This is a genomic window from Rhizobium leguminosarum bv. trifolii WSM2297, from assembly GCF_000271845.1.
Genome location: NZ_JH719395.1, coordinates 3734279 through 3748703, shown reverse-complemented (window position 1 = coordinate 3748703; position 14425 = coordinate 3734279). Strand labels below are relative to the sequence as shown.

At 62.5% G+C, this 14425-nt stretch carries 16 protein-coding genes and 1 other RNA gene; 9 read left to right on the top strand and 8 right to left on the bottom strand.

All coding sequences use genetic code 11. The annotated features are described in order from the left end of the window. Position 1 precedes the first annotated feature (1 nt). Positions 2 to 856, top strand: coding sequence for a prephenate dehydratase (locus RLEG4DRAFT_RS33270; protein ID WP_003583423.1), 855 nt, complete (start codon positions 2 to 4; stop codon positions 854 to 856). 21 nt (positions 857 to 877) lie between these two features. On the opposite strand, the gene RLEG4DRAFT_RS33265 is transcribed toward RLEG4DRAFT_RS33270, so the two are convergent. The 5 genes from RLEG4DRAFT_RS33265 to RLEG4DRAFT_RS33245 form a co-directional block, all read right to left on the bottom strand. Beyond that, entirely contained in the window at positions 878 to 1246 is a 369-nt protein-coding gene (locus RLEG4DRAFT_RS33265) for a VOC family protein (protein ID WP_003571202.1), read from the bottom strand. 133 nt (positions 1247 to 1379) lie between these two features. Beyond that, complete coding sequence (locus RLEG4DRAFT_RS33260; protein WP_003583421.1) at positions 1380 to 1640, bottom strand: hypothetical protein; 261 nt, start codon at positions 1638 to 1640, stop codon at positions 1380 to 1382. A 72-nt stretch (positions 1641 to 1712) separates the two neighbouring features. Beyond that, complete coding sequence (locus RLEG4DRAFT_RS33255; protein ID WP_003583419.1) at positions 1713 to 2408, bottom strand: helix-turn-helix transcriptional regulator; 696 nt, start codon at positions 2406 to 2408, stop codon at positions 1713 to 1715. Positions 2409 to 2412: 4 nt separating this feature from the next. Beyond that, positions 2413 to 3372: an NAD(+) diphosphatase gene (gene nudC / locus RLEG4DRAFT_RS33250; RefSeq protein WP_003583417.1), complete on the bottom strand. Its 960-nt coding sequence runs from the start codon at positions 3370 to 3372 to the stop codon at positions 2413 to 2415. Next, entirely contained in the window at positions 3369 to 3779 is a 411-nt protein-coding gene (locus tag RLEG4DRAFT_RS33245) for an HIT domain-containing protein (RefSeq protein WP_003583416.1), read from the bottom strand. The genes nudC and RLEG4DRAFT_RS33245 overlap by 4 nt, the downstream gene beginning before the upstream one ends. An 89-nt stretch (positions 3780 to 3868) precedes the next feature. On the opposite strand from RLEG4DRAFT_RS33245, the gene ffs reads away from it, so the two are divergent. From ffs to RLEG4DRAFT_RS33235, 3 genes are all read left to right on the top strand, one after another. Beyond that, positions 3869 to 3965: signal recognition particle sRNA small type (ffs, locus tag RLEG4DRAFT_RS38205), an RNA gene on the top strand. Positions 3966 to 4010: 45 nt separating this feature from the next. Then, the gene (locus tag RLEG4DRAFT_RS33240; RefSeq protein ID WP_003583414.1) at positions 4011 to 5885 is read left to right on the top strand and encodes a DNA polymerase III subunit gamma/tau; all 1875 of its coding nucleotides are present in this window, start codon (positions 4011 to 4013) and stop codon (positions 5883 to 5885) included. Positions 5886 to 5905: 20 nt separating this feature from the next. Then, on the top strand, positions 5906 to 6229 hold the full coding sequence (locus tag RLEG4DRAFT_RS33235) for a YbaB/EbfC family nucleoid-associated protein (protein WP_003583413.1): 324 nt from the start codon (positions 5906 to 5908) through the stop codon (positions 6227 to 6229). A 43-nt stretch (positions 6230 to 6272) separates the two neighbouring features. On the opposite strand, the gene RLEG4DRAFT_RS33230 is transcribed toward RLEG4DRAFT_RS33235, so the two are convergent. Continuing rightward, a complete protein-coding gene (locus RLEG4DRAFT_RS33230) occupies positions 6273 to 6890 on the bottom strand; it encodes an MOSC domain-containing protein (protein WP_003583411.1) in 618 nt (205 codons plus the stop codon). Between the two features lie 57 nt (positions 6891 to 6947). Between RLEG4DRAFT_RS33230 and recR the strand changes: the two genes are divergently transcribed. Together recR and RLEG4DRAFT_RS33220 are read left to right on the top strand one after the other, a co-directional pair. Next, the gene (gene recR / locus RLEG4DRAFT_RS33225) at positions 6948 to 7553 is read left to right on the top strand and encodes a recombination mediator RecR (RefSeq protein WP_003583409.1); all 606 of its coding nucleotides are present in this window, start codon (positions 6948 to 6950) and stop codon (positions 7551 to 7553) included. A 242-nt stretch (positions 7554 to 7795) separates the two neighbouring features. Beyond that, positions 7796 to 9067, top strand: a complete 1272-nt coding sequence (locus RLEG4DRAFT_RS33220) for a lytic murein transglycosylase (protein ID WP_037094487.1) — start codon at positions 7796 to 7798, stop codon at positions 9065 to 9067. 6 nt (positions 9068 to 9073) lie between these two features. On the opposite strand, the gene RLEG4DRAFT_RS33215 is transcribed toward RLEG4DRAFT_RS33220, so the two are convergent. Further along, positions 9074 to 9529, bottom strand: coding sequence for a GNAT family N-acetyltransferase (locus tag RLEG4DRAFT_RS33215; RefSeq protein WP_003583406.1), 456 nt, complete (start codon positions 9527 to 9529; stop codon positions 9074 to 9076). Between the two features lie 9 nt (positions 9530 to 9538). Continuing rightward, complete coding sequence (locus tag RLEG4DRAFT_RS33210) at positions 9539 to 11218, bottom strand: MFS transporter (RefSeq protein ID WP_171898258.1); 1680 nt, start codon at positions 11216 to 11218, stop codon at positions 9539 to 9541. Positions 11219 to 11415: 197 nt separating this feature from the next. On the opposite strand from RLEG4DRAFT_RS33210, the gene rimP reads away from it, so the two are divergent. The 3 genes from rimP to RLEG4DRAFT_RS33195 are packed head-to-tail and all read left to right on the top strand — an operon-like array spanning position 11416 to position 14383. Further along, on the top strand, positions 11416 to 12024 hold the full coding sequence (gene rimP / locus RLEG4DRAFT_RS33205; RefSeq protein WP_003583403.1) for a ribosome maturation factor RimP: 609 nt from the start codon (positions 11416 to 11418) through the stop codon (positions 12022 to 12024). Between the two features lie 59 nt (positions 12025 to 12083). After that, the gene (gene nusA, locus RLEG4DRAFT_RS33200) at positions 12084 to 13691 is read left to right on the top strand and encodes a transcription termination factor NusA (protein ID WP_003583402.1); all 1608 of its coding nucleotides are present in this window, start codon (positions 12084 to 12086) and stop codon (positions 13689 to 13691) included. Continuing rightward, positions 13688 to 14383, top strand: coding sequence for an RNA-binding protein (locus RLEG4DRAFT_RS33195; RefSeq protein ID WP_003583401.1), 696 nt, complete (start codon positions 13688 to 13690; stop codon positions 14381 to 14383). Before nusA ends, RLEG4DRAFT_RS33195 begins: the two co-directional genes overlap by 4 nt. Positions 14384 to 14425: the final 42 nt, after the last annotated feature.

Genomic DNA, 14425 nt, shown 5'->3' with positions numbered 1-14425 from the left:
CATGAACATCAAGACCAACAGGATCGCCTTCCAGGGCGAATTCGGCGCCAATTCCGACATGGCCTGCCGCGACATGTTTCCGACCATGGAGCCGCTGCCCTGCCAGACCTTCGAGGATGCGTTCACGGCGGTCGACAACGGCGACGCCGATATCGGCATGATCCCGATCGAGAACACGATTGCCGGGCGCGTCGCCGATATCCACCATCTGCTGCCTGAATCGCGCCTCCACATCATCGGCGAGTATTTCATGCCGATCCGCTTCCAGCTGATGGTTCTGCCGGGGGTGAGCAAGGACGAGATCCGCACGGTTCACAGCCATATCCACGCGCTCGGCCAGTGCCGCAAGATCGTTCGCGCCAATGGCTGGAAGCCTGTGATTGCCGGCGATACGGCAGGGGCGGCAAAGCTCGTGAAGGAAACCGGCGACCGCTCGATGGCCGCCTTGGCGCCGCGCCTTGCCGCCGATCTCTACGGGCTCGAGATTATCGCCGAAAATGTCGAGGATACCGAAAACAACGTGACCCGCTTCGTCATCCTGTCCCGCGACGAGGAATGGGCGCAACGCAATTCGGCCGAGGAAAAAGTCGTCACCACCTTCGTCTTCAACGTCCGCAACATTCCGGCCGCCCTTTACAAGGCACTCGGCGGCTTCGCCACCAACAACATCAACATGACGAAGCTCGAAAGCTACCAGCTCGGCGGAAAATTCGTGGCGACGCAGTTCTACGCCGATATCGAAGGCCATCCGAACGATCCGAACGTGCGCCGGGCTTTGGAGGAACTGCGGTTCTTCTCCGAGAAGGTGCGCATCCTCGGCGTCTACAAGGGGCATGTGATGCGAGGCCTGCTTTAGGCAGGCCTCGCAATTCGGCTATCATTTATCCGGCTCACAGACACGCAGGCGATGACCGTCAGGGTCGAGCACGACGAAGGTCGGGCCGAAGTCCAGTTCGGTCAGCTCCTGGGCGATCGGCAGGCCGCGGCCGCGCCAATCGTCATAGTGCCGTGCGACGGCGTTTTCGCCGGCGACCATGAAGGCCACTTCGCCGCGGTTGCCGATGGCGGAAGGCTGCGGTTCGACCTTGCTGCGCCGCCAGAGGCCGAGGGTGAAGCCGCCCTCGAGCGGGAAGGCGACGAAATTCGGCGCTTCCACGGCCGGTTCGCGGTTCAGCAGGTTGCGGTAAAAGCTGGCGCTTTCTGCCGGATCCTTGACGTAGAGGATAATCAGATTGGGGCTGGTCATTTCGGTTCTCCCGTTGCTGGCAATTGGCACGGCGAGAGATCGTCTGCTGCCAATTTATGGCAGCAGTTGCTGAGGGCGTTGCGACAGCAGCGCCCTCGTTCTCAAACCGCGGTGTGAATGACGATCAGATGGTCTAAAGCGAAAAACCGCCCCCACGGCGCGGGTCGCGTCCATCCATAAGGCCGAGGTCGCGCTTCCGGCAATCCGGTACCGCCTCGATATCGAGGCTGGTGTGGTTTGCACTGCGTAGCCGAAAGATGCTCATGACCCGGCTGAGAAGACCGGGGTGCCCGGACTGCCCTACGTCGGCGAAAGTTTCGGCCGAAATGACATGGGCAAAGGTGTCAACTGCAAAACGGTCACTGGCTTGATGGATGACGAGAGACGTTGCCATGATCAGTACTCCTTCCCGGATGAATTGAGACTGATCATAACGCCGACTACTGACAGTTTATGGCAGCAGCATTCACCTCTCGACGGGCACGTCCTGCGTCTCTCGCCATTCCTTGAGAAGCACGGTGCGGCGGCGCGGATAACGGACTTCGTGCAACGCCATATCGATGATGCGGTCGGTGCGGAAATGGCGGAAATCCTGGCGCAGTTCGCACCAGGCCATGACGACCCGCACATGTTCGAAATAACCGAGCGCGAAAGGCCAGACGCGGCGGCGCGAGATCCGGCCCTGTTCGTCGCCGTAATGCAGTTCGAGAATACGCTCGAGGCGGATCGCCCTGCGGATCGCCGAGACATCTGCGCTGTCCTCGTCCCGGCGTTTGGGGCCGACGAAAAGGGCGGCCGAATCGATCATCTCCCGCATATCGGCCGGCAGCACGGCGGCAATCTTGGCCAGCGCATCGGCGCCGGCGCCGGCAAGACGCGGCTCGGCGGCACGCGCCACCCAGCGCGAGCCCAGCACCAGTGCCTCCAACTCTTCTTCGGAAAACATCATCGGCGGCAGCATGAAGCCCGGCTTCAGCACGTAGCCGATGCCGGCTTCACCTTCGATCATCGCACCCTGGGCCTGCAGGCTGGCAATATCGCGATAGAGCGTACGCAGGCTGACGCCGGTCTCCTCGGCAAGCACGATGCCGGTCACCGGCCGCCGGTAGCGCCGGAGCGTCTGGAGCAGCGTCAGTAGCCGTTCCGAGCGCGCGACCGGCATGGCGTTACCGCTTCCACTCCACCCAGTCGCGCATCAGGCGGTGGGCGATCGCCCCTTTCGGCGGCGAGGCCTTGCCTGTCGGGCTCGGGCGTTCCAGCATTTCGATGGTTTCCTCGCGGGTGAACCAGCGGCAATCCTCCAGCTCGGTCTCGTCACGGGTAATTTCGCTGGATTTGGCCTCGGCGTAACAGCCGATCATCAGTGAGTGCGGCATCGGCCAAGGCTGCGAGGCGTGGTAGCGGATGCGGCCGGTGCGGATGCCCGATTCCTCCAGCGTTTCGCGGCGCACGGCGTTCTCGATGGTCTCGCCGGGTTCGACGAAGCCGGCAAGGCAGGAGTACATGCCGGGCGCGAAATGCGGGCTGCGGCCGAGCAGGCAGAGATCGCGGCTCTCGTCGATCGTCAGCATGATGACGACGGGGTCGGTGCGGGGAAAGATCATGTGTTCGCAGGCGGTGCAGACACGTTTGTAGCCGCCGATATGGATCTCCATCGCCGAACCGCAGCGGCCGCAAAAGCGGTTGTCGCCATTCCAGCGGATGAGGCTTGCAGCCTGGGCGAATTCGCCGAGCAGCACCTCGTCGATCAGCATTTCGCGAAACAGCGTCCGGCCGTCGGCAGGTTTGTAGTGGCTGGTGAGATCATCGACGTCGATGGCGACGGGAACGGCAAGGCGCGGTTCGCCTGATTTGCGGTAGCCGAGAAGCACGGTCTCGTCCCAATCCGGCTGCAATTCCTTGAGCTCGTAGCGGGCAAAAAGCGGATCGAGCACCTGGCCGTCATGCTTCAGCACCAGCTTGTCTCTGGCGAAGGCGAAAATATGGGTGCCTTCCCTGGCCAGCGCCTTTTCGACGGACTGTTCGTCGCGATGTTCGGAATCGCGATTGAGGTCGTTGGCGGCAAAGGCCGTAAGATTGCTGGGTTCGGGATGCGGCACATCCGAATCGAAAAGCGAATGACTCATGATGAAAGGGCTTCCCGCAGCTTCGCTATGAATTCGTCTCTCTTTCCGTCCTCGTAGGGCTCCGCGCGTCCGAAGCCCCAGACGGGACCCGGCCAGTTGGCATCGCCTTCGAAGCGGGCAATGACATGAACATGAAGCTGGCGGACGATATTGCCAAGAGCCCCGATATTGATTTTTGTCGCGTCGGTGATCTTCTTCAATGCATTGGCGACCAGCTCCGTCTCGAAGGCAAGCAGCACCTGGTCGAGCGGCGTCAGCTCGAAGATTTCGGTAATATCGGCGCGGCGCGGCACGAGAATGAGCCAGGGCCAGCGAGCGTCCTTCGACAATCTGAGATCGCAGAGACCGGTGACCATGATGCTGGTGCTGTCATTTTCCAGCCGGGGGTCGAGCGCGAAACCTTTCAACGGGCATTCCTCCTGTCTTTTCCTAGGACTAGCAGTTTTTTTGGATGTTGGCTTGCTTTTGATGACGATATTGCCGATATGTGCATCCGGGAGGTTGGTGGTGGACGAGCCACTCGCCAACCGGGTCAGGTCCGGAAGGAAGCAGCCCTAACGAGCCCGGCACGGGTCATCGTGCCAGCCTCCCACCTTCTCTCCACGAAGTGCCCGACGATCCGGGCGACAAGCAGGGCGATGAGCGACACCGAGCGACAGTCAAAAGATGCCGCCTCGACGGGCACCGGATACCGGGTGCTGGCTCGCAAATACCGCCCCAAGGATTTCACGGACCTGATGGTCGGCCAGGAGCCGATGGTCCGCACCCTCACCAACGCCTTCGAGACCGGCCGTATCGCGCAGGCCTATATGCTGACCGGTGTGCGCGGCGTCGGCAAGACGACGACGGCGCGCATCCTGGCGCGGGCGCTGAACTACAAGACAGCCGATATCGACAAGCCGACGATCGATCTGCGCGTGCCCGGCGAACATTGCCAGGCGATCATGGAAGGCCGCCATGTCGATGTGATCGAGATGGATGCCGCCTCCCATACCGGCATCGACGATATAAGAGAGATCATCGAGCAGGTGCGCTACCGGCCGGTTTCGGCGCGCTACAAAGTCTATATCATTGACGAAGTACACATGCTGTCGACGCAGGCCTTCAACGGCCTGCTGAAGACGCTGGAAGAGCCGCCGGAGCATGTGAAGTTCATCTTCGCCACAACCGAAATTCGCAAGGTGCCGATCACCGTGCTGTCGCGCTGCCAGCGCTTCGACCTGCGCCGCATCAGCGCGTCGGATCTCGTCGGGCTGTTTTCGACGATCGCCGCCAAGGAAGGCATCGAGGCGGAAGGCGACGCGCTGGCGATGATCGCGCGCGCCGCCGAAGGCTCGGCGCGTGACGGCCTGTCGCTGCTCGACCAGGCGATCGCCCATGGCGCCGGCGCCGTCCAGGCGGAAGCGGTGCGCGGCATGCTCGGCCTGGCCGACCGCGCCCGGATCGTCGATCTTTTCCAGCATGTCATCAAGGGCGATGTCGCCGCCGCCCTCGGCGAATTCCAGAACCAGTACGAGGCCGGCGCCAATCCGGTGGTAGTGCTGACCGACCTTGCCGATTTCACCCATCTGGTGACGCGGCTGAAATATGTGCCGGATGCGGCAAACGATCCCTCGCTCAGCGAAGTCGAGCGCACCAAGGCGGCCGAATTCGCCAAGGGCGTTGCGGTGACGACGCTGTCGCGCATCTGGCAGATGCTGCTGAAGGGCATTCCGGAAACGGAAGGCTCGTCGCGGACGGCGGGTGCGGCCGAAATGGTGCTGATCCGGCTCGCGCATGCGGCGCATCTGCCGGCACCCGAGGATGCGGCGCGGCGGCTTGCCGAATTTTCCGGCGACAATGCCGGCCCGCGGCCCTCCTCCTCGCCTGTCGGCACCGGCGGCGGCACGCGCGTTCCCTATCAAAGCAGCGTCGCGGCGCGCGCGCCGGAAATCGCACCCGGCAAGCCGCAGGCGTCCGCGCCGGTTGCGATGCTGCGCGCCGTACCGAGCAGCCAGCCCGAGACGATGCCTGTCGGGCGGATCGAGACGAAACCGGCAGAAACACCGAAGCCGCTCGTCCCGGTCAATTCGATCGGCGATATCGTCGACCTGGCCGCCGAGAAGCGGGACGTCAAGCTGAAGGCGCTGGTGCGCAACTTCGTGCGGCCGGTCCGCATCGAACCCGGCCGGCTTGATGTGAACCTCACCGAGGGCGCACCGGGCACGCTGCTGAACGAGCTTGCCGTTAAACTCAAGGAATGGACAGGCATCCACTGGATTGTCAGCACCAGCCGCGAAGAAGGCGGCCCGACGATGGTGGAGGCGGAAGCCAAGGCTCAGCAACAGCGCGTCAGCGATGCACGCCAGGACCCTGATGTCGCGGCGATCCTTGCGCAGTTTCCAGGCGCCAAGATCATCGATGTGCGCGTAAGGGCGCCGACGCCGGAGGAGGAAGCGGAAGATGCGACACCGCCCGCCGCCGCCGAATCGGAAGACGGTGATATCCTGCCCGGCGACGACATAGAATTCTGATTTCAACAAGGAGCGAGACGATGCGCGACATCATGGGCATGATGGGCAAAGTCAAGGAAATGCAGGCCAAGATGGAGCAGATGCAGGCGGAGATCGCCGAGCTCACGGCCAAAGGCAAAGCCGGCGGCGGCCTCGTCACCGTCATCATCTCCGGCAAGGGCGAGCTGAAGAGCCTGAAGATCGACCCGTCGCTCTTCAAGGAGGACGATGTCGAGATCCTCGAGGACCTGATCGTCGCCGCCCACAAGGACGCCAAGGACAAGGCCGAAGCGCTCGCCGCCGAAAAAACCAAGGCGCTGACCGCCGGCCTGCCGATCCCACCCGGCTTCAAGCTGCCGTTCTGATTTACGCGCAAGTTTGTCAATGCAGCGCGCATAGACGCGACGCTCAGTGCTGGGCTTCCAGCACGGCGCGCAGCTTGTAGTGAATAGGGGCGGCGAGGTATCGCGCCCGGTCCGGCTCCGGAAGCCGTCGGCCAAATGTTTCCATCAACTCCGGCATCGTCACTTTCTCTCCGGAAAACGGCCGATGTTCCACCGGCATTCCGGCCTCGGCCACGCCGGCTTTGATAACGCGGCAGTAGATGCCGGGGCGGGCGGCCACGGTATAGCGTTTGACGAATTGCGGATCGGCCATCCTGGCGGCGAAGGTGGCGCAGGGAATGCGGCAGGACGTGGCTTCAAGGACGAGATCGCCTGATATGAAGCGGTCGCCGACGGCAACATCGCGATTGTCGAGATCCGAGATCACCATGTTTTCGCCGAAGGTCCCGGGCTCGTATGGCTGGCCGAGCGCGCCACTCCACCAGTCGAGAGTCAACGCTCCCTCGATATAAACAGCCTGGTCGACACCGCCATGGTGTTTGCGGTTGCAGATGGCATCACCGACGAGGCCCTCGGCATCGATCATCACCGCGCCGTTGACGGCATGTTTGAAGATGCCGGTCTTATAGCTCTTGCCCGGCAGTCTTTCCGGATTGCCGGTGCAGAGCGCCAGGATTTTCATGGGATGGCCGATCCTTCCGCGATTCCGTTTTCGTTCCATATCAGTTAAGAACGGCGCATGGCAAAACGAGTCACCGGCCCCGAAATCGAAAAACTCATCCAGCTTCTGGCGAAGGTGCCGGGCCTCGGGCCGCGTTCGGCGCGCCGGGCGGCGCTGCATCTGATCAAGAAGAAAGACCAGCTGCTCGGCCCGCTGTCGAATGCGATGGGCGAAGCCTATGACAAGGTGAAGATCTGCTCGCGCTGCGGCAATGTCGATACGGTCGACCCCTGTACCGTCTGCACCGACACGCAGCGCGATCAATCCATCATCATCGTCGTCGAGGACGTTTCGGACCTCTGGGCGCTGGAACGAGCGGGCGCGATGAACGCCGCCTACCACGTGCTCGGCGGTACGTTGTCGCCACTCGATGGGATCGGGCCCGACGACCTCAATATTCGCGGACTGATCGACCGGATCGGCGAAGGCGGCATCCGGGAACTGATCATCGCGGTCAATGCCACCGTCGAGGGGCAGACGACGGCGCATTACATTACCGACCAGTTGCAGGGGCTCGAGGTAAAGGTCACCCGGCTGGCGCATGGCGTGCCGGTTGGCGGCGAACTCGACTATCTCGACGAAGGCACGCTTGCGGCGGCATTGCGGGCGCGGACGGTGATATGAGGTTCTTGTCTATCCCGAAGAACACCCCCCTCTGCCCTGCCGGGCGTTCGGCACTCCGATCGATCCGCTGGATCGATCGCTCCGGCTTTGCCGGCACGCGCCTCACCCCCCACAAGGGGGGAGATTGGCTTGAGGCACCCTCTTGCCCCAATCAATCGCCTGAGATGGCCGGAGCCGTTTGGCACACGATCAAGAGTTCGCGAAGTTGGCGCCCCCAGCCGATCTCCCCCCTTGTGGGGGAGATGTCCGGCAGGACAGAGGGGGGTGCTGCACAGCGCCTACGGATATTCACACTCGCTTTGACGGCCGTCCTCCTCCCCCTCCCCGCCCTCGCAGCCCCTTCGAAGACCGATGTCGAGGCGCAGTTCGAGACCTGGGTGCAACAAGACCTCTGGCCGGAGGCCAAGGCGAACGGTATTTCCGAGAAGAGTTTCAAGGCCGCCTTCTCCGGCGTCACGCTGAACTGGAACCTGCCCGACCTCGCGCCGCCCGGTTTTCCGCCGCCGAAAGAGCAGAAGCAGACGCAGGCGGAATTTTCCTCGCCCGGTCCCTATTTCAACGAAGACCAGTTGAAGAGGCTTGCCGCCACAGGCCGCGGTTTTGCCGCGCAATATGGTTCGACGCTGAAGCGCATCGAGAAGACCTACGGCGTGCCGGGTTCGATCGTGCTGGCCATCTGGGGCCGGGAGACCGGCTTCGGCGCGGCGAAGATCCCGAATTCGGCAGTCGAGGTGCTGGCGACCAAGGCCTTCATGTCGACGCGCAGGGAGATGTTCCGCACCGAGCTGATCGCGGCGCTGCATATTCTCGACGGCGGCGACGTCACCCCTGCCGATTTCAAGGGCTCGTCGGCCGGCGCGCTCGGCCAGCCGCAATTCATGCCGACCAGCTATCTGAAATATGCCGTCGATTTCGATGGCGACGGCCATCGCAACATCTGGACCTCGGTGCCGGACACACTCGCCTCGATCGCCAATTTCCTGGTCAAGAAGGGCTGGCAACGTGACCGCGACTGGGGCTTCGAGGTGTCGATACCCGAAGCGGTCTCCTGCGCGCAGGAAGGCCCCGACCTGGCAAAGCCGCTGTCGCATTGGGCCTCGCTCGGCATCGACCGCATCTCCGGCAAGGGTTTTCCCTCGGGCGAGATGAAGGCCGAGGGCATGATGCTGGTGCCGGCCGGCCGCGACGGGCCGGAATTCATCGTCACGCCGAATTTCTACATCATCAAGGAATATAATAATTCCGATCTCTACGCGCTCTATATCGGCAACCTCGCCGACCGGATCGCCTCCAATGGCGGTGTGTTCCAGGGCAAATGGGGCGATGTCGGCAAAATGCTGCGCTCGGACGTCGCCGCCATGCAGAAGGCGCTGGAACGGCAGGGTTACGATGTCGGCGGTTCCGACGGTCTGCCGGGCTACAAGACCCGGCGCTCGATCGGCCAGTGGCAGGCAAAGAACGGCATGAAGCCCACCTGCTTTCCCGAGGCGACGATGAAGGGCAAGCTGAAATAACCAGCTTCAGAGATTGCGCTTCAGCCCTTCGTGGCTCACCACAAAACCAAGCTTCTCGTAGAAGCGGATCGCATCCTCTCGTACCTTGTCCGATGTCAGCTGCACCAGGCCGCAGCCGCGCTTGGCGCACATGGCGACCGCCCATTCGATGAACTGAGAGCCGAGGCCCGAGCCGCGGAGATCGCTGGCGATACGCACACTTTCGATCTGGCCGCGCCACGTGCCCATTCTCGACAGGCCGGGAAGAAAACTCAGCTGCAGGCAGCCGACAACCCGATCGGAAGCGTCGCTGGCGACAGCCAGCAGCTGATTGGCATCGGCCTCGATCGCCGCAAAGGCCGAGAGATAACGTGCGTCGACAGGATCCGAAACGATCTCCCTCGTGCCGCCGAGATCGTCATCGGCGAGCAGCCGGACGATGGCGGCAAGATCGGATTGGCGGGCGAGCCTGAATTGATGCATGGCTGCCCCTCAATGATGCAGATCGATCGGCGCCTTGTGGAAGACGTCGTCATCAGGCGGAATGGCCTGGCGTTCGATCATGCGGTGGACATGCAGCGGACCTTCACCGCGGTGAAGCCCCCGAAGCCTGTCGGTGTTTTCGGCATCGGCCTGCGTGCGGCGCTGGTTGTGTCTTATATATTCGACCCAGGTCGGCGTATGGTAGGTTTCCGTCCAGAGGCTGGGATTTTCGAGATCGCGCATCAGCGCCCAGTGGCGGGCGCCGTCGCGGATGCGGATACGCCGGCGTTCGGCCATCAGCACCATGAATTCGGCAAGGTCGTCATCGCCGATCTCGTAATCGACCTGGATGACGATCGGGCCGCTGCGCGGCGTGATGTCGAGACTCAAAGCCGGCTCGGTGAAGCGGTTCAGCGGATCGAGATTGAGCGAGGCGAAGGCGGGCATCGAAAAACGCAGGCCGATGACAATGCCGAGCAGCATGACGACGGATGACATCAGCAGCGCATCGGCGACGCTGTAACGATCGGCGGCCACACCCCACAACCAGCTGCCGCCGGCGATGCCGCCGAAGGTGACGGTCTGATAGAGCGACAACGCCCGTCCCACAACCCAGCGCGGCGTCGACAGCTGGACGATGGTGTTAAAGAGCGAAAGGGCCGAGACCCAGCAGGCGCCGGAGACGAGCAGCCCGGCTGAGGTGAGGACGGCGCTTGGGCTGAAGGCGGCGATGACGGCGCTCAGCGCAAAACCGGCAAAGGAGAGGCGGATGATCATTTCGCTTGAGAGCATCTGGCGCAGCCGCGCATTCAGCACCGCACCGCCGATCGCGCCGATGCCGAAGGCGCCGAGCATGAAACCATAGGTCAGCGGGCCGCCGCCGACGAGATCGAGTGCGACGACCGGCAGCAGCGCCAGGATCGAGCTGGCGCCGATGCCGAACAGCAGTCCCCTGACCAGAACCTTTTCGAGATTGGGCGACATCGAGACATAACGCAGGCCGGCGAAGATGGCGCTGCCGAGCGCCTCGCGCGGCAGGGTCGAGACCGGCGTGCTCGGGCGCCAGCGCATGAGGGCATAGATCAGGGCGAGGTAGCTTACGGTGTTGACCGCGAAAGCGGCGGCCGCACCTGCTGCTGCGACGATGACGCCGCCGATCGCCGGACCGACGCTGCGGGTGATGTTGAAGCCCATGCTGTTCAGCGTGACGGCGCCCGGCAGATCGGCGCGCGGCACCATGTCGCCGACCGAGGCCTGCCAGGAGGGATTGTTGAGCGCGGTGCCGCAGCCGATCAGGAAGGTGAAAAACAGCAGCAGCCAGGGGGTGATCCAGCCGAGGAGGGCTGTGGCCGTCAGCAGGGCCGAGACCGTCAGCATCATGCACTGCGCCGTCAGCATGACCCGGCGGCGGTCGTAATTGTCGGCCAAGGCGCCCGATATCAGCGAAAACAGCATGATCGGCAGCGCCGTCGAGGTCTGCACCAGCGCCACCATGTCCTCCGAGGCGGTGATCGTCGTCATCATCCAGGCAGCACCCACCGCCTGGATCAGGCCGCCGAAATTCGATGACAGGCTGGCGAACCAGATGGTGCGGTAGGTATCGTGCCGCAAAGGCGCCAATGTCGACGAGGTGTAGGCCACGATTTCTCCCGCTTTTGTTATTGCGCCCGAACGGCAATATATGCGCAAGAGACGCGCTGGCCATAGGCCCGCCGACGTCGCCCGGCACGAATTGACCGAATCGGTCGCAGACCTTGCAATTTTGGAAAAACCCGACTATATGCCTCTCAAATTCTTGATCGCTTGATGAAGAGTGGGCCGCAAGGACCCGCTCTTTTTTATTAGCGCGATCCTTAAACAGCATGAAATTGCGAGGAGCGCACCGCTTGTCGGACATGACAAACGCAGGCAACGAAGTTGAGCCGCGGCTGATTACCGAAACTGGGCTCGACCAGCGTCTTGCCGATATCATCGAACCCGTGCTCGTCGGCCTGGGCTTCCGGCTTATCCGCGTCCGTATGATGAACCAGAACGGCGCAACGATGCAGGTCATGGCCGAGCGCAACGACGGGACGATGACGGTTCAGGACTGCGAAGAAGTCTCGATGGCGATTTCTCCTGTCCTCGATGTGGAAGATCCGGTCGATAAAGAGTATCATCTCGAAGTGTCTTCGCCCGGCATCGACCGTCCGATGGTGCGGAAATCCGATTTCGTCCGCTGGCAGGGCCACCTTGTGAAATGCGAGACGTCGATCCTGATCGACAATCGCAAGCGCTTCCGCGGCAAGATCGTCGAAGCAGGCGTAGAAGGTTTCACGCTCGAGCGTGACCAGGTCGCTTACGGGGAAGAGCAAAAGGTCACCATTCCCTTCACGGCGCTTAGCGATGCGAAGCTCATTCTGACCGACGACCTGATCCGCGACGCGTTGCGCGCCGACAAGCTGGCGAAAGCCCAGGCCGCCAACCAGAACGAAGCGGACGACGACCAGGAATAACCGATCAACAGACCGCTCCAGGGACGGGAACCCCGGGGTTAAGACGGAGAAACAAGACAATGGCAGTCAGTGCGAACCGGCTCGAACTTCTGCAGATCGCAGATGCAGTGGCGCGCGAAAAGGTCATCGACCGCGAGATCGTGCTGGCCGCAATGGCCGATGCCATCCAGAAGGCGGCACGCTCCCGTTACGGCACCGAGTCCAACATCCGGGCCGACATCAATCCGAAGACCGGCGAAATCCGTCTGCAGCGCCTGCTCGAAGTCGTCGACAAGGCCGAGGATTATTCGACGCAGATCCCGCTGGAACTTGCCCGCGACCGCAACCCGGACGCCGCACTGGGCGATTTCATCGCTGATCCGCTGCCGCCGATGGATTTCGGCCGCATTGCCGCACAGTCCGCCAAGCAGGTGATCGTGCAGAAGGTGCGTGAAGCCGAGCGCGACCGCCAGTTCGACGAATTCAAGGATCGCACCGGCGAAATCGTCAACGGCACCGTCAAGCGCGTCGAATACGGCAACGTCATCGTCGATCTCGGCCGTGGCGAAGGCATCATCCGCCGCGACGAAATGATCCCGCGCGAAAACGTCCGCTATGGCGATCGCGTCCGCGCCTACGTCTATGACGTCCGTCGCGAGCAGCGCGGTCCGCAGATTTTCCTGTCGCGCACGCATCCGCAGTTCATGGTGAAGCTGTTCACCATGGAAGTGCCGGAAATTTACGACGGCATCATCCAGGTGAAGTCGGTCGCCCGCGATCCGGGCTCGCGCGCCAAGATCGCCGTGATCTCGAACGATAGTTCGATCGATCCGGTCGGCGCCTGCGTCGGTATGCGCGGCTCGCGCGTTCAGGCCGTCGTCGGCGAACTCCAGGGCGAGAAGATCGACATCATTCCGTGGAGCCAAGACCCGGCGACCTTCGTCGTCAACGCCCTGCAGCCGGCCGAAGTCGCCAAGGTGGTTCTCGACGAGGATGCCGAGCGTATCGAAGTCGTCGTTCCCGATGAGCAGCTGTCGTTGGCGATCGGCCGCCGCGGCCAGAACGTCCGCCTCGCCTCGCAGCTGACCGGCTGGGACATCGACATCATGACGGAAGCCGAGGAATCGGAACGCCGTCAGAAGGAATTCAACGAGCGCACCAACCTGTTCATGGATTCGCTCGACGTCGACGAAATGGTCGGCCAGGTTCTGGCCTCCGAAGGCTTTGCCGCGGTTGAAGAACTGGCTTATGTCGATCTCGACGAAATCTCCTCGATCGACGGTTTCGACGAAGAGACGGCGCAGGAAATCCAGCAGCGCGCCCGCGAGTTCCTCGAGCGTCTCGAAGCCGAGATGGACGAGAAGCGCAAGGCGCTCGGCGTTCAGGACGAACTGCGCGAAATCGACGGCATAACCGCCCAGATGATGGTGGCGCTCGGCGAAGACGGGATCAAGACGATCGAGGACTTTGCCGGTTGCGCCGCTGACGATCTGGTCGGCTGGAGCGAACGCAAGAACGGCGAAACCAAGAAGTTCGAAGGGCTGTTCTCGAAGTTCGACGTTTCGCGCGTCGAGGCCGAGCAGATGATCGTCCAGGCCCGCCTTTCGGCCGGCTGGATCACCGAAGAGGACCTGGCGAAGGGGACCGAAGAAGAGGTCACTGAAGCCGAAGCCGAACAAGAAGCATGATGACCGCGCATGAGCCGGACGCTCTTCCTGATGAGGACGACGATCTTGCAGGTTATGACGTGAACGGACGCATGTGCATCGTGACGCGCGAAAGCGGATCGCCGGAAGAGCTGATCCGCTTCGTTGCCGCTCCCGATGGAATGATTGTCGCCGACCTGAAGCGCGAGCTTCCGGGACGCGGATGCTGGGTGAAGATCGACCGGTCGCTGGTCGACAGGGCAGTGGCGAAGAAACTCTTCGCCCGCGCGCTGAAAATGGATGTGAAGGCGGCGGACGATCTCGGCGCGAGCGTCGACCGGCTGCTGTCGGCACAATTGATGCAGATGATGAACATGGCGCGGAAAGCCGGCCAGTTCGTCAGCGGCTCCTCGAAAGTGGATGCCGCAGTCAGAAGCGGAGCAGCCATTGCGGTGTTCCATGCGACTGATGCAGCGGACGACGGCGTCCGGAAAATCGACCAGGCCCGCAAGGCCTGGCACCTCGGAATGGAGACCGAGGAGGAGATACCTTCCTTCCGTCTCTTCTCGGAGAGCGAAATGGAAGGCCTGATGGGCCAGAATGCTTTTATCCATGCCGCAGTGCTTGCAGGGCAGGCGGGTGAGGGTGTAGTGAAGCGCGCAAAGATGCTCGAACAGTACCGTATTGGCGGTCAGTCCCGGGCAGCGGGCGGCGCTGGCCGGCAAAAACAATGAGGCGGTCACCGGCATCGGCCGGTCGCATCCTCATTGATCGAC

Excerpts from the sequence above, each read along its gene's own strand:
- RLEG4DRAFT_RS33270 (WP_003583423.1), top strand. The coding sequence starts at position 2 with ATGAACATCAAGACCAACAGGATCGCCTTCCAGGGCGAATTCGGCGCC.
- RLEG4DRAFT_RS33265 (WP_003571202.1), bottom strand. The coding sequence starts at position 1,246 with ATGACCAGCCCCAATCTGATTATCCTCTACGTCAAGGATCCGGCAGAA.
- RLEG4DRAFT_RS33260 (WP_003583421.1), bottom strand. The coding sequence starts at position 1,640 with ATGGCAACGTCTCTCGTCATCCATCAAGCCAGTGACCGTTTTGCAGTT.
- RLEG4DRAFT_RS33255 (WP_003583419.1), bottom strand. The coding sequence starts at position 2,408 with ATGCCGGTCGCGCGCTCGGAACGGCTACTGACGCTGCTCCAGACGCTC.
- nudC (WP_003583417.1), bottom strand. The coding sequence starts at position 3,372 with ATGAGTCATTCGCTTTTCGATTCGGATGTGCCGCATCCCGAACCCAGC.
- RLEG4DRAFT_RS33240 (WP_003583414.1), top strand. The coding sequence starts at position 4,011 with ATGAGCGACACCGAGCGACAGTCAAAAGATGCCGCCTCGACGGGCACC.
- RLEG4DRAFT_RS33235 (WP_003583413.1), top strand. The coding sequence starts at position 5,906 with ATGCGCGACATCATGGGCATGATGGGCAAAGTCAAGGAAATGCAGGCC.
- RLEG4DRAFT_RS33230 (WP_003583411.1), bottom strand. The coding sequence starts at position 6,890 with ATGAAAATCCTGGCGCTCTGCACCGGCAATCCGGAAAGACTGCCGGGC.
- recR (WP_003583409.1), top strand. The coding sequence starts at position 6,948 with ATGGCAAAACGAGTCACCGGCCCCGAAATCGAAAAACTCATCCAGCTT.
- RLEG4DRAFT_RS33220 (WP_037094487.1), top strand. The coding sequence starts at position 7,796 with ATGTCCGGCAGGACAGAGGGGGGTGCTGCACAGCGCCTACGGATATTC.
- RLEG4DRAFT_RS33215 (WP_003583406.1), bottom strand. The coding sequence starts at position 9,529 with ATGCATCAATTCAGGCTCGCCCGCCAATCCGATCTTGCCGCCATCGTC.
- nusA (WP_003583402.1), top strand. The coding sequence starts at position 12,084 with ATGGCAGTCAGTGCGAACCGGCTCGAACTTCTGCAGATCGCAGATGCA.
- RLEG4DRAFT_RS33195 (WP_003583401.1), top strand. The coding sequence starts at position 13,688 with ATGATGACCGCGCATGAGCCGGACGCTCTTCCTGATGAGGACGACGAT.